The sequence below is a fragment of the Nocardia sp. NPDC019395 genome (genome assembly GCF_040632335.1).
Taxonomy (GTDB): Bacteria; Actinomycetota; Actinomycetes; order Mycobacteriales; family Mycobacteriaceae; genus Nocardia.
On record NZ_JBEYBT010000023.1, the window covers coordinates 38880 to 59277 of the forward strand.

The 20398-nt window shown below is 66.6% G+C and carries 18 protein-coding genes and 2 tRNA genes; 5 read left to right on the forward strand and 15 right to left on the reverse strand.

Annotated features, from left to right (window positions below; translation table 11 throughout):
- The first annotated feature begins 119 nt into the window (after positions 1 to 119).
- Positions 120 to 2459: a hypothetical protein gene (locus ABZ827_RS28705; RefSeq protein ID WP_357243257.1), complete on the forward strand. Its 2340-nt coding sequence runs from the start codon at positions 120 to 122 to the stop codon at positions 2457 to 2459.
- 109 nt (positions 2460 to 2568) lie between these two features.
- Here the strand turns inward: ABZ827_RS28705 and ABZ827_RS28710 are convergent, their stop codons facing one another.
- The 9 genes from ABZ827_RS28710 to ABZ827_RS28750 all read right to left on the reverse strand — a co-directional run bounded on the left by ABZ827_RS28710 (position 2569) and on the right by ABZ827_RS28750 (position 12264).
- A complete protein-coding gene (locus tag ABZ827_RS28710; protein ID WP_357243260.1) occupies positions 2569 to 4038 on the reverse strand; it encodes an NlpC/P60 family protein in 1470 nt (489 codons plus the stop codon).
- Positions 4035 to 4853, reverse strand: a complete 819-nt coding sequence (locus ABZ827_RS28715) for a hypothetical protein (protein WP_357243263.1) — start codon at positions 4851 to 4853, stop codon at positions 4035 to 4037. The genes ABZ827_RS28710 and ABZ827_RS28715 overlap by 4 nt, the downstream gene beginning before the upstream one ends.
- Entirely contained in the window at positions 4850 to 7375 is a 2526-nt protein-coding gene (locus ABZ827_RS28720; protein WP_357243266.1) for an ATP-binding protein, read from the reverse strand. The genes ABZ827_RS28715 and ABZ827_RS28720 overlap by 4 nt, the downstream gene beginning before the upstream one ends.
- Positions 7375 to 7962 (reverse strand): hypothetical protein, encoded by a 588-nt coding sequence (locus ABZ827_RS28725; protein WP_357243268.1) that lies wholly within the window; start codon positions 7960 to 7962, stop codon positions 7375 to 7377. Before ABZ827_RS28725 ends, ABZ827_RS28720 begins: the two co-directional genes overlap by 1 nt.
- On the reverse strand, positions 7959 to 8222 hold the full coding sequence (locus ABZ827_RS28730; protein WP_357243271.1) for a hypothetical protein: 264 nt from the start codon (positions 8220 to 8222) through the stop codon (positions 7959 to 7961). Before ABZ827_RS28730 ends, ABZ827_RS28725 begins: the two co-directional genes overlap by 4 nt.
- Before the next feature lie 15 nt (positions 8223 to 8237).
- Positions 8238 to 9233, reverse strand: a complete 996-nt coding sequence (locus ABZ827_RS28735; RefSeq protein WP_357243274.1) for a conjugal transfer protein — start codon at positions 9231 to 9233, stop codon at positions 8238 to 8240.
- 97 nt (positions 9234 to 9330) lie between these two features.
- Entirely contained in the window at positions 9331 to 10449 is a 1119-nt protein-coding gene (locus ABZ827_RS28740; protein ID WP_357243277.1) for a GAF domain-containing protein, read from the reverse strand.
- 399 nt (positions 10450 to 10848) lie between these two features.
- Positions 10849 to 11742, reverse strand: a complete 894-nt coding sequence (locus tag ABZ827_RS28745; protein ID WP_357243280.1) for an ROK family protein — start codon at positions 11740 to 11742, stop codon at positions 10849 to 10851.
- A 45-nt stretch (positions 11743 to 11787) separates the two neighbouring features.
- Positions 11788 to 12264 (reverse strand): hypothetical protein, encoded by a 477-nt coding sequence (locus ABZ827_RS28750; protein WP_357243283.1) that lies wholly within the window; start codon positions 12262 to 12264, stop codon positions 11788 to 11790.
- 270 nt (positions 12265 to 12534) lie between these two features.
- On the opposite strand from ABZ827_RS28750, the gene ABZ827_RS28755 reads away from it, so the two are divergent.
- Complete coding sequence (locus tag ABZ827_RS28755) at positions 12535 to 13299, forward strand: MerR family transcriptional regulator (RefSeq protein WP_357243286.1); 765 nt, start codon at positions 12535 to 12537, stop codon at positions 13297 to 13299.
- Positions 13300 to 13335: 36 nt separating this feature from the next.
- Here the strand turns inward: ABZ827_RS28755 and ABZ827_RS28760 are convergent.
- Positions 13336 to 13409: transfer RNA gene (locus tag ABZ827_RS28760), tRNA-Pro, on the reverse strand.
- A gap of 34 nt (positions 13410 to 13443) precedes the next feature.
- A tRNA-Gly gene (locus ABZ827_RS28765) sits at positions 13444 to 13514 on the reverse strand.
- Between the two features lie 417 nt (positions 13515 to 13931).
- On the opposite strand from ABZ827_RS28765, the gene ABZ827_RS28770 reads away from it, so the two are divergent.
- Entirely contained in the window at positions 13932 to 14888 is a 957-nt protein-coding gene (locus ABZ827_RS28770) for a diguanylate cyclase (RefSeq protein WP_357243289.1), read from the forward strand.
- 10 nt (positions 14889 to 14898) lie between these two features.
- On the opposite strand, the gene ABZ827_RS28775 is transcribed toward ABZ827_RS28770, so the two are convergent.
- Together ABZ827_RS28775 and ABZ827_RS28780 are read right to left on the reverse strand one after the other, a co-directional pair.
- Positions 14899 to 15711 carry a DNA-formamidopyrimidine glycosylase family protein gene (locus ABZ827_RS28775; RefSeq protein WP_357243292.1) on the reverse strand — a complete coding sequence of 271 codons (813 nt, stop codon included), beginning with the start codon at positions 15709 to 15711 and terminating at the stop codon, positions 14899 to 14901.
- Between the two features lie 14 nt (positions 15712 to 15725).
- Positions 15726 to 16199: a ribose-5-phosphate isomerase gene (locus tag ABZ827_RS28780; protein ID WP_357243295.1), complete on the reverse strand. Its 474-nt coding sequence runs from the start codon at positions 16197 to 16199 to the stop codon at positions 15726 to 15728.
- A gap of 323 nt (positions 16200 to 16522) precedes the next feature.
- Between ABZ827_RS28780 and ABZ827_RS28785 the strand changes: the two genes are divergently transcribed.
- Entirely contained in the window at positions 16523 to 17386 is an 864-nt protein-coding gene (locus ABZ827_RS28785; RefSeq protein WP_357243328.1) for a M48 family metallopeptidase, read from the forward strand.
- Between the two features lie 45 nt (positions 17387 to 17431).
- Here ABZ827_RS28785 and ABZ827_RS28790 read toward each other — a convergent pair whose 3' ends face one another.
- The gene (locus ABZ827_RS28790; protein WP_357243298.1) at positions 17432 to 18079 is read right to left on the reverse strand and encodes a disulfide bond formation protein DsbA; all 648 of its coding nucleotides are present in this window, start codon (positions 18077 to 18079) and stop codon (positions 17432 to 17434) included.
- Positions 18080 to 18231: 152 nt separating this feature from the next.
- Here ABZ827_RS28790 and ABZ827_RS28795 point away from each other — a divergent pair, with 152 nt between their 5' ends.
- The gene (locus ABZ827_RS28795) at positions 18232 to 19452 is read left to right on the forward strand and encodes an FAD/NAD(P)-binding oxidoreductase (protein WP_357243301.1); all 1221 of its coding nucleotides are present in this window, start codon (positions 18232 to 18234) and stop codon (positions 19450 to 19452) included.
- A gap of 41 nt (positions 19453 to 19493) precedes the next feature.
- Here the strand turns inward: ABZ827_RS28795 and ABZ827_RS28800 are convergent, their stop codons facing one another.
- Positions 19494 to 20318, reverse strand: a complete 825-nt coding sequence (locus tag ABZ827_RS28800; protein ID WP_357243304.1) for a phosphoribosylaminoimidazolesuccinocarboxamide synthase — start codon at positions 20316 to 20318, stop codon at positions 19494 to 19496.
- Positions 20319 to 20398 lie beyond the last annotated feature (80 nt).

The following is a 20398-nucleotide window of genomic DNA, read 5'->3' on the forward strand; positions in this document are numbered from 1 at the left end:
GGAGGTAACCAGAAGATGAGCCTGCGTTTGTGGTGCCGTGAATCCACCGCCGGAACACGGTCATTACGTCCCGATCGGTCCTCGCATCTCATCGCGCGGTGTATCGGAGACGCCGCGTCGTGACCGTATCCACCCCAGCTCCCGCACAGACACCGGAAGCCTCCAGCCGTCCGAGATCCGGACGGAAATGGGATCCGCTGCGCTGGTATCCGGATACGATCGTACTGCGATCCAAGGTCCGCCTTGCCGAGTTCAAGGCCTGGCTCGCTGAGCGGCCGTGGCGTCGGCGGCTGTTCTGGACTCTCGTACTCGCCTTCGTGTTCGTGATCTTCCCCGCCATCATCGGGGCGGTGGCCACAGCCCAGGTGAGTAGCGGTGTCTCGCAGATCGATGGACTCGGATGGATGAACATCCGTGATTCCCACGGGGTTCCACTCTCGAGCTATACCTTCTCCACGGACCGGGGCAGCATCATCAACCCCGCAAACACCGTACTGTGGACGCTGATAGGCCTGATGTTCGTCGGCTATATATCGTTCGTGACCTCCGGAATCTGGGTCATCGACTTCACCTTCAGTTTCACCTGGCTCGATATGTTCGCCAACGCCCTCACCGGTGTGGCCGACGCGCTGGCCCGGCAGCTCACCAACCCGATCATCCTGGTGACCTCGGCCACCGGCGGTGCCTTCTTCGTCGCGATCTTCATCGTTCGTGGCCTGCCGGGTAAGGCCACCATCCAGGTCGTGACGATGGTCGGTGTGGCGGTTCTGGGCCCGGTATTCCTCGCCGAACCTTTGGAGGATGTGCTGTCCTCCGGCGGAATCCTCACCCAGGGGCGTGATGTAGGGCTGTCGGTGGCTGCCGGTCTCACCGGCGACAGCAACCCCAATCCGAACCAGCTCGTCACCGAGATGCAGCACAACCTGGCCGATAATTTCGCCCGAAAACCGGTACAGGTATGGAATTTCGGGCAAGTCGTGGACAACTATCCCGCCTGTGAGTCGGCGTGGAGCTCGGGCGTGCTGTCCGGCCAATCCGACAATATCCGGGACGGCATGAAGGACTGCGGAAACGGATCCGCCTACGCCAAAGCGAGCGAGCCGACCATGGGACAGGTCGGCACGGGCTTGATCCTCCTCGTCTGCGCCGTCATGCTGCTGGTCTTCGCGGTCTACTTGTCCGTGAAGGTGACCAAGGCCGCCCTGAACGCCATCTACCACGGCTTTATGGCGATATTCGGTTTCGCCGCCGGCGGTTTCATCTACGGACCCACCCAGACCTTCCTGGTCCGCAATATCGTGGACAGTTTCATCGCCGCCGTGCGAATGACGGTGTTCACGATATTCCTCGGCGTCTACACGCTGTTCTTGAAGAACCTGTTCGATCAGGCGAACGGCCAGGTGATGTCGGTGCTCGTCATCGTATGTGTGGTCGAGGCCGTGGCTATTTCACAGGTCGGACGGCTGAACTCCAGCCTGTCTCGCGGCAACGATTGGATCGCGAACCGCGCCTCGCTGGCTCTGCACGGTGCCGGCGGCGGTTCGGGTGGATCCGGTGGCGGCACCGCCCTCGGCATGGGCGGCGGGGGCGCCGGCGGAGGAGGCGGCTCGGGTGGCGCGCTCAGCGGGGTAGCGGCGCTGGCCGCCCTGAACACCGTGAACAGTTCGCCGGTGACGGGATGGATGCTGGCCGCCACCCCGAATCCGCTGAATCCGCTGGCTCGCGGCAGGAAGCGGTCCGAAATGGCCAATATCGCGACCGCGGACTCTCGGCGGGAGCTGTACAGGTGGGGGGAACTGGGCCGGGCCAACTGGCTGCACAAGGCACGGCGGCGGGCCGAGACACACGAGGGTATGGCCGGTGCGCTCGGAGTGGCCAACGCACTCGACGGTCTCGGCGACAGCCGAGTACCGGACGCTCAGATCGCCGCACTGCTGCGTGCCGCGGGCACTCCCGACGATCGGGTCCATCAGGTACTGCGGGCGCAGTCGGCGATGCAGGCCAGTATGATGTCGAACCCGTACGCGTGGGGACCGTTGCGCAAGGCGCTCGCGGCCTCCCGAGCGGTCGAGAACCATCTCCGCCCGACCGATTCGCAGGGGGTACGGGAGGCCTTCGGCGCCCAGGCCGTGGTCGCGGCGGAGAACTTCGCCCGCCACACGAATGCGCCTCCGCCCGGCGCCCTGGTGAACCACGGCTTCATCAACCGGGTACGCCAGCATTGGGATTCCGACACCGCGCTGCGCGACGCGATAACACCGGACGAATGGAACGCGGTCGGCCGGGATACCCGCTGGACCATCGGCACCGAAGCAGCGGTCAACTTGCGGACCGCCGCGCAGAACTACTACAACGACCGGTCGGAGGCCAACCGGGTGGACCTGACCCGATGGTCCACCCGGGTGGCCAACCTGGCCCATCCCGACCCCGCCGACGGACTCGATCCCTGGAATTACTGATCCCGGACAGGGATTTCGCGCGGCGGAACCGTGCCCCGCCGCGACCTGCCTCACCTGTGGTGGCCGGATGCACGGGTCCCGGCTTGCCCGATAGAAGCCCGGCAGTCGTTCAGGCGATCCGGCCGGCCGCGTAACTGTCGGGCAGCGACGTGGTGGTGACATCTTTGCCCGGCTTCGGCGCGTGGACACATTTCCCGTCGCCGATGTACATCATCACATGCCCCATCTCACCGTTCTTGTAGCTGTTCTCCGGGAAGATGAGGTCTCCGGGCTGGATATCGCCGGGCTTCACCCGGGGTAGCTTCCGGAACTGCTCGTCGGCGGTACGCGGGATATTCACTCCCGCTTTCTGGGCCGCGTATTGGGTGAGTCCGGAACAGTCGAAACTGCCGGGGCCCTCGGCTCCCCATACGTACGGGTCACCGATCTGGGCAAGGGCGGTCTTCAGCGCGAATTGCGCTCTTTTCGAGCCGCCTTCCGCCGTCGCCGTCGCCTTCGAAGCCGCGAATTTCACTCCGCCGGGAAGTTCCTTGCCCAGAATGTTGTAGAGGTACTGGTTCGTCAGCTGGTTGATCGCCGAAGCGGCATCACCGTTGTTCGCGGAACCACCGGACACGATCTTGTGGGCGGCCTTCAGTGCGGCGGTCAGGATCTTGCGGACCTTCTGCTGACCCTCTTTGGTGTAGGCGGTCGGACCCAGCTCGGCCAAGGCCTCGTTCACGCTCTTCAGCAGTGTGCGCACCGCACCTTTGTCGATTTTGTTCGATCCCGCGACACCCGTGATGTAGGTCGCGAGCTGCTTGTCGAGATTGTTGAACGCACCGGCGGAATTATTCTGGTACAGCCGTTTCGCCTTGATCATCGCCGCGCCCTCGCCCGAACCGGCCGGTTTCGACCCGTCGGTTTCCTCACGCAGCTTCTTCGTTTCGGGTTCGGTGGGCTCCCCTTCGCCGTACACCGATTCCAGCTTTTTCAGCGCCTTCATCGCCTGCTGGGCATCCGGTGTCATACCTGCCCCGGCGACCTCCTCGCCGGGTGCGGCACCACCGCCCGATCCGGCACCGCCGCTCATCAATCCGGAGAGCGCGGAACCGATCATCGGCAACAACGCCGAACCGGCCATCATGGCCATCGGCGCCATCTTCGCGAGCATCTCGGGATCCACGAGTGGATCTGCTTCGCGATCGTCGCCCTGGTCAGCGGGCGGCGGAGCGGGCGGCGGTTGCCCGGTGGGCTGGGCCGGCGCGGTCGCCGGCGCCGTGGCCGGACTAGCGGCGACGGGTGCGCCAGGCGCCGGCGGAGCGGCGGGACCGGCGGGCGCCGCGGAACTCGGCGTGGGACCGGCGGCGGTAGGCGCGGGCGCGGTATTGGATACGGGCGTCGCTGTGGTGTTCGGCGCCGCATGATTCGAGGGGGCAGTCGGCATGCCCTGGGGCGCGCCGTTGTTCGGGCCGCCGCCCCAACGCCTGGGTACTCCGATACCGACCGGCGTCTCTGCCCCGGCCGCCCCGTCGACCGGCTCCTCGCCGTCGACCTCTGCGTCCGGAGGGAAGTACGGCCCGGTTTCCGCGCTGGTCACGAATCCTCCCCGAGTACCCGTTTGATCTGAATCTCGGCACCATCCGGAATGGTCAGCCGCACGAATTTCCCACCGTCCACCGTGACCAGTTCGTCCGGGCTCAACGCGACCCCGGCCCGGGTCGCGGCGTCGTCGCGGTATTCCCAGAACACCAGATCACCGGGCGAAGCCGCGGCCGGATCGACCAGTTTCCCGCAATACGCCTGTTCGGCCACGGTTTCCGGAAGTACCACCGCCGGGGCACGTTTTGTCGGATCACCGCAGCTCTCCTCCGCGACCGCCCCCGGCGCCCGGGTCGGTTCACAGCGCCGGGTCGCGGCGAAGGCGGACGCGCTGTATACGACATCCCGGACGTAATCCGCCATCTGCGCCGTACCACCGGCTTCGGGATACCGCAGCGCGAGATCGGCCGCGCATGTGGCGGCGGCGCCGGTATTCGGCCGGCTCAACGGCTGGTCCTGGCGCGGCGCCAGCCGCATCGCCGAGGCGCACTTCCGGTCGCGCTCGGTGAAGTCCGGGTCATCCGGATCGATCTTCAGCGCCGCGTAGGGGTTGGCGATCGGCGCGTCCGAGGTCGAGGTCGAGGGCGAAGTAGGACTCGGACTGGTCGTAGACGTCGGCGTCGCTCCGGGCGAGGTGCCGAGCGCGATATCGCATTGGGCCTGGAAGTCCTTCTTCCCCAGCGCGATCACCGAGCCCGCGGGCACGAGCGCGGCCAGCAGACCGCCACAGCAGCACGCCAGCGCCATAACACCCAGCACGATTTTCGTTCGTAACCGGGACCGAGCGGCATCCTCCGGCGACGGGCTGCTCATCGCACCACTTCGGGCTCCATACGGTCGGCCTTCGAGGTGACCGTCGGGGTGCTGGTGATGGCCTCGGCGCGATCCGCCCGGGCCGGACCGAGCACCTTGCCCCGCCCGATCCGGCTCAGCGCGTCCCGCATGAACATCTCACCGCGCCGTTCCACGGGTACCTGCCGTCCCGCCCCCACCGGAGGCGAGGTCTCCTCACGCAGGGCCTGCAACAGGAACGGCGCCTCTTCCAGATCCACGCCCAGCCATTCCAGGCTGTTGCGCGCCAGCGTCTCGTCACGCTGGCGGAAGACGAATCGGTTCGGGATCAGGTTGTGCGCGGCACCCTGGAAGTCGGTCGCCGGATCGTGCGACGCCAACCCGATCGCGGCCAGGTGTTTACGTCCGTCCCGGCTGAAGTCCGAGGTCACCGCCGACCCCACCTGGGTCTGGGTGAAATGGTGCGCCTCGTCGCCGACCAGCAACCCGAAACGGCCGTTATCGGACAGGAAGGCTTCCCGCGCCGTCACCCCGACGAGTTCGTACAGGGCGGTGCCGAGCCGTTTGGTCAGCGGCAGCCGGTTGTACAGGTGCGGGGTGGTGAGTTCCTCGGCGGTCGGCAGCGCCAGCCGGTGACTGCGCACCACGGTCGCCGCGGCGTCGAGCCGGATCGGCGCGAGGTTCGGATCGAAGAGCACCGGTACCCGCTCCACGATCGTGCCCAGCCGGGCGGCGAGATCGGCGTATTCCTCCATCGCCCCGGGTTGATCGCGCAACCGGCAGACGACCCGGAACAGGTCCAGCAGACTGGTGATCCGGTGTTCCTCGATCCCCCGGGGCGAGAGCAGATTGCTGATGACAGCGCCCGTTCCCGAGGTCGGGGACAGATCCAGCAGCGGCAGGACGGAGTCCAGGGCACGCTCCCCGGCGACTCGGGGATCGAACAGGCGCAGCGGATCCAGCGATACCCTCGGTTCGGCCAGGTCGATGATCACCGCGTCGTCGATGGCCGAGGCGAAATGCTCCCATTCGCCGACCTGACTGCGGTCGATGGCGAGGAACTGCCCGCCCATATCGTGCACCAGTACGGCCATGAGTTTCAGGAAGTACGACTTACCCGAACCCAGTTCGCCGGTGACCGCGAACGATGCCGACAGATCGTGCAGCGCGGCTTCCATGATGCCGAAGTGGATCGGCTCGAAATGTCCGGACAGCAGATTGATACCGATCACCGGACCGCTGTCGTCACCGATCTGGCTGGTGGTGAACGGTACGAATCCGGCCCACATATCGGAGGGCACGATATGGGCGAAATCGTCGAACGCCCGCCGCGACGGGCTACCGGGCACCAGCAGCGACCACAGATCCACCTGCGCTCCGACCGGGGCGGCCAGCTCCACCTGGAACCGCTTGTACCGGCGGCGCAGCGTGTTCACCGCGTCCATGGTGTCGTCCCGTGAGGATCCGCCGACCGCGATCACCGTGGTGAACGAAACCTCCGATTCCCCGCCGTTGACCTCGAAATGCTGGTTGTACTCGCCCAGCATCTGCGCTTTGGACATGAGGGTGTTCTGCGCGAACGAGATCTCCTGATCACGCTGGTCCATCTGTTCGCCGAGCCGGCGCAGATTCACCTCGTTGGCCTTGAGTACCTGGTCGGCGGGTTTGCTGGAGATCCGCATCCCCCAGTCGACGGTGACGTCGCCGAGACCGTCGATCACCGTCAGGAACTCGCTGCCACCGGGAAACATCATGCCCCCGTAGGGGAACGAACGCGGCGTGAGCATCGACTGGTAGGAGGGCCGATAACCGCTGTCCGGCTGAACGACCTTGATCACCGGAACGAACGAGGGCCGCAGCCGCCGCTGGGAATCGGCGCGTGCCCCTTCGTCGAGAGCGGCGGATTTGAACACCGCGGCGGTCGCATCGTCCAAGGCACCGGCCCGCGTGGGCGCGACCGGTTCGCCGACGCCGCCGCGAGCCAGATAGTGCTCCCACAGCCACTGGAACATCGCCGCCGGCACCGGGACCGGATCGAAATCCCCGCCGATGCGGGACAGGATCGTGTTGGCCTCTTCCTCGTAGCCGTCCAGTTCCGCCCGCGAGACAGCCGTCGCGTCGATCGTCGTCGTACTGCCGCGCCACATCCTGGACAGAGCTGAGATCCCGCTGGTGTTGGCGGTGCCCACCGGAATCGAGAGAAGGAAGATACGGGTCTGCGGGGAGATGGCGCGCACCCGCTCATACGAGGCGAACACTTCGTCGGCATAGTCCGCGCATTCGTCGAGGTCCACGCCCTCGACCATTTTGCCCAGCACATCGATCGTGTTCTGCCGGGCCTGGATTCCCAACAGCAGCGAACCGTTGGGCAGGTTGTTGATCAGGGAGTGGTGCGCGAGTTTGACGTCCTGCTTATCGCCGGACTTGCGCAATCCGTAGCCGAGCGGAGTGATGAAGTAGGTCGCGGTGACCAACCCGGTATGGGTGAACTGGAGATGTCCGCGAATGGCTGCCGTGGGCTGCAGATCCCGGTTGAACCCCATCAGCCTCCCTCTCCGCTTGCCGGCCGCTCGCCGTTACCGTTGATCATGAGCCCCGAATCCGGCGATCCGCCGGCCGGCGATCCGGATTCCACGACCTGCACTCGCCGCATGAAACGGCTGGCACTCAGCGTTTCCAGGGGCTGACGGCCGCGCTTGGCCCCCCGCTCATCCCGGGCGTTCCCGGCCGGTGGCTCGTGCGGCAGTATCGCCACGATCGTCTCCTCGACGAACATGGTGATCCGGGCCGATTCCGGAGTGACCGGAATGCCCGAGGCGAGTACCGGTTTGGGATAGAAGATCAATCGCGCGAACCACACCACCCGGGAGAACAGCCGCACACCCGTGTAAGGGATCAAGCCGAGCCCGAATCCGAGCATGACGGTCAATGCCAATCCGGCCAGGAAGGTGATCGCCGGATTCATCGGCAAGGTCATGGAGCCGACTCCGGTGAGAATCAAACCGATCGCGACCCCGGCCACCTGGGGTAAAGTGTAAGGCCCGAACGGCAGCTTCTGGCCGTTCTGGGCCTTGCCGATCATGGTGGGTACACGTTTGACCGGGGTGAAGACCTTGATCACCTGGGTCACTGATAACCGCCTCCGACGGGGTGATCCGGCACGATCGTGTTCGCGTCGCTACGGGCGTAGTTCACCAGTGTCGGCAGCATCCAGAACAGCACGGCCGCCAGGATCGCCGATCCCGCGACGCCGAGAATCTTCGCCGGGGACAGTTTGGATTTCGCCGCCTCCGCGATCAATACCCCCATCGACACGATGGTGATCAGGATCAGGCCCGCCCAGCGGACGAAGACGAGAACGCCGTAGAGGATATTGCTGAGATTGCTCATGATGGTCGCCTCACGTCAGTTCTGGGTGGCCGGCGGTATCTGCACGGTCGTGGTCGGGCCGGTCGTGGCGCCGGGCGCCGGGCCGGTTTGCTCTCCTTGGGGCACGACGGCAGTGAGTGGTTCCTTCAGGGCCGGCAGTGTCTCGATCGCACGCACCTGCCACTGCCCCTCGCCACGGACCATGGTCAGCGGATAGGCCAGCGGCGGAGTGGCCCCCGCCGGTCCTTTGGGGGTCACGGTGACAAGTACGCGCGCATTGTTTCCCGCAGTGCCGCACGCGGAGTCCTCGGCGGTGACCTCCACCGTGCTCAGTTCGGTGAACGGCGCCGGGCGCAGCGCCGCGATTCCGGAATCGACGCTCACATAGCGCGCGACATCGCCCGATCCGGTGAGGTAGGCGGTGAGGAATCCGGTGGCGACCTGGGTGAACGCCGTCTCCTGCCCGCACGGTGCCGAATATGCCTGCTCCAGATCGGCACCCACGCCCGGTGGCTCCACCGCGGCGGGCAGGGCCAGGGCGCGCAGGCTTCCCTCCGACACCGAGACCGGCACTCGGTAGTACTGACGCGCGGTATCGGCCTGGCTTCGTCCGTTCCGGACGGACACCGTCACCGACCAGACCTCGACGTTTCCGGCCGAGAGCGTTCGGGTCGTGTAGACGACGATCGGGTCACGGACCTGCTGTCCGGTTTTCGGGAGTGATATCTGCTTCGATCCATCGATATAGCGCGACAGTGTGTCCTGTTGCCCGGATCCGGCGCTCAGATAAGCGACCACGAAATCCTCGGCGAACGAACCGGCCAGCCGTTCGTGCCCGGTGATCGCGACCATCGACTCGTCGCCCGGGGGTTCGGGGTCGGGTGCGAAGAAGCTGTAAACCGCATGTCCCCCACCAAGAACCGCGAGGACGGCCAGGACGAGCACGAGAATATTGTCCCGGCGGCGCCGCGCGGCCATCTGGCGAAGCAGCGCTTCGCCTGAATCCGCACGTCCTGGTGCCCCGGTCCTCACTCTGGAAATGGTAAAGAGCGGTCCGGCAGCCGGCCGGAGATCCCTTCCCATATATGGGGAATCGGGGATCCGCGGGGCGACTACGGGGGCGCACCGATCAGGACACCGTGCTGTGCCGCAACCGACCCGCCAGCCGGTATCGAAGCTGATCGTCGTATCCGATCGGGGTGCCCAGGGCCGCCAGGTCGGTCGGCTCCGGTTCCACCATGGGGATATCGTCGGCCACCCGTACCAGCTGGGCGATGGCCAGCTCCCGATTCGAGAATCCGGGATAGGGGTAGAGCAGCAGCGAGGTCGGCGTGTAACCGCCGGCATAGTTCAGCGCCCGCACCGTGACCCCGGCACTTTCTCCGGACCGGACCCGGGAACCGACTTCCACCAGCCGGACCCGGTCGTCGGGGTGGAAGGCATCGACCGGCCGGAACAGATAGTCCCACCGGATCCAGGGCGCCGGGTCGGTGAGCCAGTGGGAAATACTGGTGTGCGCCAGCTGTACGACCGCGAGATGGTTACCGGCTCGCCGGTGCGCCTCCCGCAGTCCGACGCTCTCCAATGTCGGCCAGACGGCCGGGCCGTCCTCCGAGGTGATGTCTTCGATGAGCCACGACGCACCGCGCATGATCACGTCATCGCGCGCCCGTACCGTGATCCGCCACCGCGTGGCGCGGCCGGCGTTGTGCAGCACGGAGACCTCGAATTGCAGTTTGTCGCCGGGAACGGGGCGGTAGAGCAGATCCAGCACCTCCGCGTGCCGGTCGAAAGCCGAGACCCGGTGGAAGAATTCGGCGATCGACATCCGCGGGACGTATTCCTCCGGCGCGATACCCGACAGCGCGGTGATCCCACTGGGCTGCGCCAGGGTCTGGGTATCCAGGTCCCAGCTCACACCGACCGCCGCGGGTAACGGCGGGACCGGCCCCTTTTCCGGCCCGGCCCACCAGCGCACCGCGTGCACCTCGCCACCGGGCCCGAACACCGGACGCACCATCAACCGGTGCGGCCCCGAACGTGTCGCGACGGTCGTATCCACATCGACCGAGCCCTCGATGGAGGCACGGAGAGCCTCGGTGATATCGCGAGTACTCAGACCGTCGTACAGTGCCGGCGTTCGAGCCAGCTGCCGCTGCAATACGCGCCGCCAATCGGCGAACTCACGTGCGGTGTCCCCGACCGACGCGACCGAGAATCCTTCCGGCGCCAAAGTTTCGACCGTCACCCAGGGGATCACTGCGCCCTCTCATCGCGTGCGTCCAACTGTTGCGCGGTGCATGCCTCCGTCGAGATCGAGACAACAGCCGCAGAACATAATGTACCGTTGCGCAGCGGTACGTTCAACAGTGGGTTGAGAGTGATATAAGGCCACCTCGGCGCAGTACTCGAAGATGCCCGATCCGGCAATAAGACGGGAACCATTGACGGCGCGCCCGATTCGGCCTTTCGGTCACCTGCCCGCACCGAAAGCCGCACCCGGGAGCAGTTCGCCACAACGGTAACGGCCGAGATCGCTAATCCTCGGCAATTCATCCGACGAACTTTACCCCGGCGACCCCCGGTCGGCTGCGCCTCACGCGAACAGATGAGCGACCACCCGGCCGGGGCCCGCGCTACCGGTGGATCACTCTCCCTGCGAGGTCAGCGCGATAACCCCGGCTCCGGCCAGCAGCCCCAGATCCTCCAGTTCGGAGGGCATCGCACGCAGTCCCGTCAGGAACGGGAGCCTGGCATGCATCGCTATCGCGTTCTGCAACGGCTTCCACAGCACGGAACCGGCGGCGGCGATCGGGCCGCCGACGGCAACCCGGTCGATATCCAGCAAAGGCGCCACCGAAGCGATGGCCCGTCCCAGCGCGGTGCCGGCCCGTTCCAGCGCCGCGACCGAGATACGGTCCCCGGACTCCGCGTCCGCGACCAGCGTGGCGATCGAATTTCCGCCCCACCCTTGCCGCTGAGCCCATTTCGTCAGCGCCGCGGCGCCGATCACGGATTCCAGGCAGCCGCGCCCCCCGCAGTCGCACGGATCGTCGTAGCCGGGAACCAGAACATGCCCGATCTGACCGGCATTACCGGTCCGCCCGACGACGACGAAACCGCCGACCATGACCCCGCCGACCACAGTCTCCCCGACGTGGATCGCGAGCGAGTCCATCACGTCCTGGGTCGCGCCGAAATGCCGCTCCGCCAGCGAGAGACACACACCGTCCAGCGCCAATGCCACAGTGGCCGCGGGAAAGAGTTTCTGCACCGATTCCACCAGCGGGAACCCGGACTGCCACTCCTGGACCTGCGCCGGCGCGACCACCCCCGCGGCCATATCGATCGGCCCGTTGGAGGCGATCCCGACCGCGACGACATCCCGCCCCGCCGCAATTGTGAGCAGCAGTTCCCGCAGTTCGCCCCACGCATCCTGCTCGGGTACCGGGATCTGCCGAACCCGGTCGGAACCGACGTCGTCGGCGATCTCGATTCCGGCGAGCCGGGTCGGGCCGATCTCCAACGCCAGGATTGTCATCTACGCACCACCAGAGCTAGATCCGCATTTGCCCCCGCAGCATAGTCAGACAGCGTCTGTCCCCGTCGGCCGAAGCGGGCGGCCGAGCACGATATGCCGTTTGGGCGCACCGGAAACCGCCGTGCCGTGCGCCGTCGGGCGCGGACCGTTACGGATAATGCGCATCGGGCGCTTGTGATCGATCGGGGCGGTCCGGTGCCGGTCGAGGTTCTCGATGACGTTGCCCGAGTTGTCGTAGGCGACACCCGCCCAGATCATGGCTCGTGGTGCATCGCCACGCTCGATAAGTGTCTGCGCCAGTCGCTTGCACTGTTCGAACAACGGACAGCCATAGCAAGTATGCACTGCAGACTGCCAGGCGTCCGGGGTACCGGAATCCAGATCCCAGCTGTCCGGAACCTCCGCGCAGGGCGGGCGCTGCACCGATTTGACCGGTGCGGAAAGGGGCGGCGCGGTAACCCGCGAATGGTTCGTAGTCCCAGGCAGAACCACGTTCATCGACCGCATTTGTATTGTGCTCATCACCGTCTCCGGAACTGCCGAGGGCACGCCGGGGGTACCGGTACGTGTCCCGTTGGTCGGGCGGATCGTCAGGGCTGCTCAACAGTCCCCGGAAACCAGCTGATGTCAGCTGTATCACGACGGTAGAACACCGGAGGGCTCAGAAGCAAGGCCTTGTGCCGTTAAGTAACGGGACGTTGACAGGCATTTCACAATCTTTAAGCCGTCAGTTATCGGTTCGTTTGGTTACGGACCGTTTATCTACGGTCCCGAATGTGGTTTCCTATAGGTATGCCTGCCGAATCCGAGTTCACGATCGACGAGTTGGCGCGGGCCGCCGAAACCACCGTGCGCAGCGTCCGCGTCTACCATGAGCGTGGGCTGCTGCCCTCGCCCGACGTCCGTGGCCGGATCGGCTACTACGGATCGGATCACCTGAACCGCCTGCAGACGATCAGCCGGTTACTGGGTCGCGGCATGAAACTCAACGGTATCCGGGAGCTGCTGTCGGCCTGGGACCGTGGCGACGGCCTGGCCGATGTCCTGGGCGTCACCGACCAGACCACCAGCACACCCGGTCGATCGGCGCCCCCCGGCCCACCTCCGCCCGAACCGGAGGAACCGGTCCACGAGCTGCCCGAATACGTCCAGCAGGCGCTGGCCGCCAGCGATGACCCGATCGATGTCTACCGGGTCACCAACCCGCGTTGCAGCGATCTGGCCACCCGGCTCACCGATGCCGGCCTCCCCGCCGCCGCGACGTTCCACCTGGTCGAACGGATGCGTTCGGATTGCGACCGGATAGCCGACCGCTACGCCGCCGAGATCTTCTATGTGCTGGCCGGGCAGTCCTATGAGCAGTCCGAGCGGAATCCGAAGGACCGCACGAAACTGGAAACGGATCTGGCCATCGCCCGCCTGATCGTCACCCGGGCCGCATCGGAACTCGTCGACCAGGCCTTCGGCCGCCGTGCCGAACTCCCCAGCGCCCGACCGCAGATAGCGCCACCGAGCCCGGCCCCCAACGATAAACAACCGTCCCGCTCACGCAGCTGAATCCGTCATCCGAGTGGGCCGTATCGGCGGGAACTGTCGGGGTGACAGGATTTGAACCTGCGACCACCCGCTCCCAAAGCGGGTGCGCTACCAAGCTGCGCCACACCCCGTACTACCCCCTGGCAGGGGGTGTTTTCCGGTCGGAGCGGGTGACGGGAATCGAACCCGCACCATCAGCTTGGAAGGCTGAGGTTCTACCATTGAACTACACCCGCATACATACGGCACCGATGGCATCGCCACGTTGTCGTGTGCATGTGCGACTGTACCCAATGGCGCTTTGCTTTCGCCAATCAGCCCCGGTTCCCGGTGAGCCGGCCGCCCGCGGGACCGGTCCCGGCCACGGACTCCGGCGCGAAGAATTTACGAAAAAGTGTGTAACGCCGACGGTTTCCCTCGCGATACGCCAGAGATTGCTGTTGTTCCGGGGTTCGAGAACTTGTTCTAGAACGCAGGTCTCCGGGCCCCACCATCTTGCTACGATCTTCTTGCCGGACGGGGTATCTGGAAAGGGGGCGGTGGCGTGCACCCGACAAGGTGGACCATCCGCACAGCAGTACGACAGAGCCGGGTCGGCCCGGCGTCCGAGCCGAGCGCTCGCGGCGCGACGATGTCCTCCGCCGGTGATCACGATGGCTGCTGAGCACCGGCCGCCCGTTCACTCGACCGCCCGCGAATGGGCGCTCGCAGCCGGCTCCCAGCCCGATGCCGATATCACGGCGGCGGAGATCGAACCCGTTCTCGTCGAAATCCTCGAGCAGCTGCTCGAGCTCACGGTTTCCGATCCGTTCCCGATCCGTGCGGCCCGCCGGCTCGGCGCGCGCCTGTGCGCCGAGCCGCTGCACCAGGTCCGGATGCTCGCCCTGGTGACCCGCACCCTGCTGGGTTTCCCGGCCGGTCCACGCGGATCCCTGGTGGCGACCCAATGGCCGCTGGTGGCCAGCCAGGCCATCGACAGTTACGCCCAGGCGCTACAAGAGCTGGCCCTCGCACAGCAGAAGAAGAACTTCTCCGACGAAGCGACACAGCGGGTCCGCGAATTCGCCGCACTCCAGCAGCGGCTGGAATACGAAGCCACCCACGACGCGCTGACGGGGCTGGCCAATCGGACCCTGCTGCGTAAACGGGTCCGGATGATGGCCGAGCACCCGGAGCGCGGTATCGGCCTGCTGGTGGTGGATCTCGACCGGTTCAAGCAGATCAACGACAACTACGGCCACGCGGTGGGCGACGAGGTGCTGGTCGAATTGGCGCAGCGGTTACGCGAAGTGGCGCCGGCAGGGGCCGTGGTGTGCCGGTACGGCGGGGACGAATTCGTCCTGGCGGCCGGTATGGCGGACAACCACGTCGCGGAACTCGCTGCCGATATCGTGCTCGCACTCAACGATTCGGTGTGGTCGTCGGCCGGGCGGGTACCGGTATCGGCCAGTGTCGGCACCACCTATTCGCCGCCGGAGGACCGTAGCGAGCTCGCCGAACTGCTACGTCGCGCCGATCAGGCCATGTACTCGGCGAAAACCGCGGGCGGCCGCAGGTATGTCGGCGCCGAACCCGGCGGCGGCGAGATCAGCGCCGCCGTGGCGGGCTGAGCGGGCGAGCTCAGTCCGGCTGGCAGTCGGCGCACCAGAACAGGTTCCGGCCTTCCAGCACGCTGCTGCGCACCGGCGCCGCGCAGCGGCGGCATGCTTCACCGGCCCGCCGGTAGACGTAGGTGCGGGGCCGGTCCGGCGCGTAGGACGGCGCACCGTGATCGTGTTCGGGCCGCACCACGTGCATTTTCCCGCGACGGACCCCCACCCGCATCAGGTCGACCAGATCGGCCCACAGTGCCGACCATTCGTCCGAGGTGATCCCGGTGCCCGGCCGGGCCGGCGAAATACCGTGCCGGAAGAGCACTTCCGCCCGGTAGACATTGCCGACCCCGGCGATCACCCGCTGATCCATCAGCAAGGAGCCGATACTGCGCCGAGAGCGCCGGATCCGCGCCCATGCTCGGTCCGGATCGGCGTCGGACCGCAGCGGATCGGGTCCGAGCCGGGCGACGAGCGCCGCCACCTCCGGCGGGGTCAGGATCTCGCAGGCGGTGGGCCCGCGCAGATCGGTGCCGAACCCGGCCCCGTCGCGCCCGGGCCCCGACATCCGCATCCGCACCTGCCCCACCGGCTCCGGCATCGGCAGCGCGGATTCGGTGAACGTCCCGTACAGCCCGAGGTGGATATGGACGAACACCTCGCCTTCGTACTCGTGCAGCAGATGTTTACCCCAAGCCTGTGACCGCACCATCGTCCGGCCGTCCACCAGGGACGCGCCCGCGGCGAACTTTCCCTGCGGGCTCGACACCCGCACCACCGCACCGGCCAGTCGCCGATCGTGCCGGCGCGCGAGACGGTGCAGGGTATGACCTTCCGGCACCCGGGTCTCGCGTCTCAGTCGGCCGGCAGCGCGGGGGGTTCGCCGGACTTCTCGTAGGCGGCGAGGATATCGATCCGGCGCTGGTGCCGCTCCTCCTGCGACCACGCGGTCTCCAGGAAGGCATCCACGATCTCGAGTGCCTCCTGCCGGGAGTGCATCCGGCCACCGATACCGATCAGCTGGGCATTGTTGTGTTCGCGTGCCAGACGGGCGGTTTCGACGCTCCAGGCCAGCGCACACCGCGCGCCGGGCACCTTGTTGGCGGCGATCTGCTCACCGTTACCGCTGCCGCCGAAGACCAGACCCAGGCTGCCCGGGTCGGCGACGGTGCGACGGGCCGCTTCGATGCAGTAAGCGGGGTAATCGTCGAGAGCGTCGTAGACGAGGGCGCCACAGTCGACGACCTCGTGACCGGCCTGCTCCAGGTGGTCTTTGACAGCGTTCTTCAATTCGAAACCAGCGTGATCGGCACCCAGGTATACGCGCATGCCGCGATTGTGTCAGGCCGGATATCGGGCCGTGACGGCGGGCGGCACAGCGGCCGGCCTACCCGACCGGTACCGTCCGGCGAGGCCCTCCCGCGGTCCGCGACGGCCGGAGCCGATGCGTAGCTGGGCTTAGAGTCTGGGGTATGCAGCCGCACGACCCTCAGCACCCGTCCGGATCCGGTCCCAGCTGGCCCGTGAACCCGCCGGAGCCCGGGCCCTACCCGTGGCTCACCGACCGCCCGGCCGCCTCGGCCCCCTTCCCCGCCGGATATCCCCCGCCGCCGGGGCCGGCGCACGAGCCGCGCGGGCTATCGCCGTTCGGGATGCCCGCACGGCACAGCTGGGAGATCCCGCTGCTGGTCGTGGTGGTGCTGTTGACCGGGGTGGCGTATCTGCTCGCTTTTCTGCTGCTGATCCTCGGCGCGGTCAACGAGTATGTCCTGATCCTGGTGGCGGCACCGCTGCTGATCTGGTTCGGCCGCGGTATGAACTTCTCGCGGCAGCGGGTCAACGGGGTGAAAATGTCGCCGACCCAGTTCCCCGAGGGGTACCGGATGGTGCAGGAGGCGGCGGCCCGGTTCGGTATGGCCGCCGCGCCGGATGCCTATGTCGTGCTCGGCAACGGCCAGATCAACGCCTTCGCCTCCGGCCACGGGTTCCGGCGGTACGTCGTGGTCTACAGCGATATGTTCGAGATCAGCGGCGCCGCCCGGGAGCCCGACGCGCTGGCCTTCGTCATCGGTCACGAGGTCGGCCATATCGCGGCCGGGCACGCATCGTATTGGCGGCAGCTGGGCATGTTCCTGGTGCCGTTCCTGCCCATCCTCGGTAATTCCCTGATCCGCTCGCAGGAGTACACGGCCGATAATCACGGCTACTGCCACCGCCCGCAGGGCGCCCCCGCCGCGATGGGCACGCTGGCGGCCGGCAAATATCTGAACACCCTCGTGGGATTCGACGAGATGGCCGACCGGGCGGCTCAGGAACGCGGCTTCTTCGTCTGGATCGTGAACGCCGTGGCCTCACATCCCGTCCTGACCTGGCGGATGTGGGCACTACGCGACCGCAGCAGTCACGGCCGGCTGTTCTGGCGGCCCAGTCCCGGACCACCGCGGTTCGCCCCGCCACCGCCGCCTCCCGGAGCTCCCGGCGGGAATTCGGTCACCCTGTCGAAAACTCCGCTCTGATCCAGCGGTCACGATTCCGGCCGGCCGGAATCGTGACCGCGACAGTCAGTCGAACTGCGGGTTCTCGTCGCGGGTGCGCTTGAGCTCGAAGAAATGCGGGTACGCGGCGAGCGTCACCACGGCGTCCCACAGTTTGCCCGCCTCCTCGCCGCGCGGGATCCGCGACAGCACCGGCCCGAAGAACGCGATGCCGTTGACGTGGATGGTGGGCGTACCGACGTCGGGTCCGACCTTGTCCATTCCGGCGTGGTGGCTGACTCGCAGCGCCTCGTCGTAGTCGCCGTTATCCGCCGCGGCGGCCAGTTCGGCCGGCAACCCGACTTCGGCGAGCGCGTCGGCGACGATCGCGGTGAAGGTCGCCCGTGTGTCCCCGTCCTGCTCGTACTCGGCCCGGCGGTCGTGGAACCGGGTGCCCATCGCGGTGTACAGCGCCGGCAGGATCTCGTCGCCGTGCTTCTGCGCGGCCGCGATCGCGACCCGCACCGGACCCCAGGCGTTCGCCATCAGCTCCTGATATCCGTCCGGTAGATCACGTCCCTCGTTGAGCACCGCCAGGCTCATCACGTGGAAACGGGCGTCGATATCGCGCACCTTCGTGACCTCGAGGATCCAGCGGGAGGTGATCCAGCACCACGGGCACAGCGGGTCGAACCAGAATTCGGCAAGGTCTTTTTTCTCGGCCGGTTGGGTCACGAGTGGTTCCTCTCCCTAGGTCGTAGACGAGCGCTGTACCGAGCAACCCCGGCGGCGGTGTTTTCGTTCCCGATCGCCCGGAACTCGATCAGTAGGCTGGCGGCAGAGTTCGGATCGTCGCTGGAACAACTCACGACAAGGGAGTGGCATCCATGACATCTGCACAGCATTTCGTGATCGTCGGGGCCGGACTGGCCGGTGCGAAACTGGCACAGGAGTTGCGCGGCAACGATTTCGACGGTCACATCACCCTGATCGGCGCGGAGGACCGGCTCCCCTACGAACGTCCGCCGCTGTCCAAGGAGTACCTGTCCGGGAAGAAAACACTCGACGAGTTCACCGTGGCCAACGCTGCCTGGTACCGGGACCACAATGTGGAGTTGCTGCTCGGTACCGAGGTCACCGCCGTGGACCGGGGCGCCCGCACGGTCGGCCTGCCGGATGGATCGACACTGGCCTACGACAGGCTCGCCCTTGCCACCGGTGCCGCCTCCCGGCCGCTACCCGTTCCCGGGGCCGATGCGCCGGGGGTGTACACCCTGCGCACTGTCGAGGAGTCCGACGCGCTGCTCGAACTGTTCGGCACCGCGCACCGCCTGCTGGTCATCGGAGCGGGGTGGATCGGGTTGGAGATCACGGCGGCGGCCCGCGCGGCCGGGGTAATGGTGACTGTTGTCGAGTCGGCGTCAGGTCCGCTGCTGGGCGCGCTGGGCCCCGAGATGGGCGAGGTGTTCGCCGGCCTGCACCGGGAACACGGTGTCGATCTGCGATTCGGGGCGCAGGTCCAGCAGATCACCGTTTCCGACGGCCGGGCGAGCGGAGTCCGGCTCGAGGACGGCACCGAGTTCGAAGCCGACGCCGTACTCGTCGCAGTGGGAGCGCGGCCGAATCTCGGGCTCGCGGAATCGTCGGGGCTGCTGACCGGTACCGGAGTGCTCGTCGATGCGGGGCTGACAACCAGCGACCCCGATATCGTCGCGGTCGGCGATATCGCCGACCAGGAGCATCCAGTGCTAGGACGGCGGATCCGCGTGGAGCACTGGGCGAACGCGTTGAACCAGCCGGCGGTGGCCGCCCGGACCATGCTCGGCAAGGCTGCTTCCTACGACCGTCTCCCCTACTTCTTCACCGACCAATACGACCTCGGCATGGAGTACACCGGTTTCGCCGCGCCGGGCGACTACGAGCGGGTGGTCGTGCGCGGTGACCTCGCCGGGCGCGAATTCATCGCGTTCTGGCTGGACCCCCAGCAGCGGGTGCTGGCCGGAATGAATGTGAACGTGTGGGATGCGGGCGACCGGATCAACGAGCTGATCCTCTCCGGCGACCCGGTCGACCCGGACCGGCTGGCGGATACCTCGGTTCCACTCTGAGTACGCGATCCACGGCAGGTGGGCCGGGACGGCGTACAGATTCACCAGGTTTCGCCGGTGATCAGCTCATAGGCCTCGACGTACTTACCCCTCGTCGCCGCGACGATATCCGCCGGTATCTCCGGACCGGGTGGTTCCTTGTCCCAGCCGGTGGAGGTGGCCCAGTCTCGGACGAACTGCTTGTCGAACGAACGCTGCGGGCGGCCCGGCTCCCATTCGGCGGCCGGCCAGAAACGGGACGAGTCGGATGTCAGCAGTTCGTCGCCGAGAGTCAGAACATCGCCGTCCCAACCGAATTCCACCTTGGTATCGGCGATGATCACGCCACGCTCGGCGGCATAGGCCGCGCCACGGGTGTACAGATCGAGTGTCAGGTCGCGCAGGCGGGTAGCCACCTCGCTGCCCTCCTGCGCGACTACATCCTCGAAGGTCATGGGTTCGTCGTGGCCGGTATCGGAGACCTTGGTGGTCGGGGTGAAAATCGGTTCCGGCAGTTTGTCACCTTCCCGCAGCCCCGCGGGCAGCCGGATACCCGAGACGGCACCGGTGCGCTGGTAGTCCTTCCACCCCGACCCCACCAGATACCCGCGGGCCACGCATTCCACCAGCACCATCTTCAACGGTTTCACCCGGATCGCCCGGCCGGCGAATTCCGGCGGCACATCGGTGGTGGACAGCACATGATTCGGGATATCGGCGAAGAACTCGAACCACCAGTTGGACAGCTGTGTCAGCAGCGCACCCTTGTCCGGGATCGGAGTGGGCAGTGACACGTCGTAGACCGAGACCCGATCCGAGGCGACGAAAAGCAGGGTGTCACCGTCGGTGTAGAGGTCACGCACCTTTCCGGCGTGCACATGCTTCACGTTATGGCTCCGATCCTCTGGTCGATTGGCTACGCCGTCACTTCACTCCAGCGCAAGCAACCTTACCGACGTGGCATTGT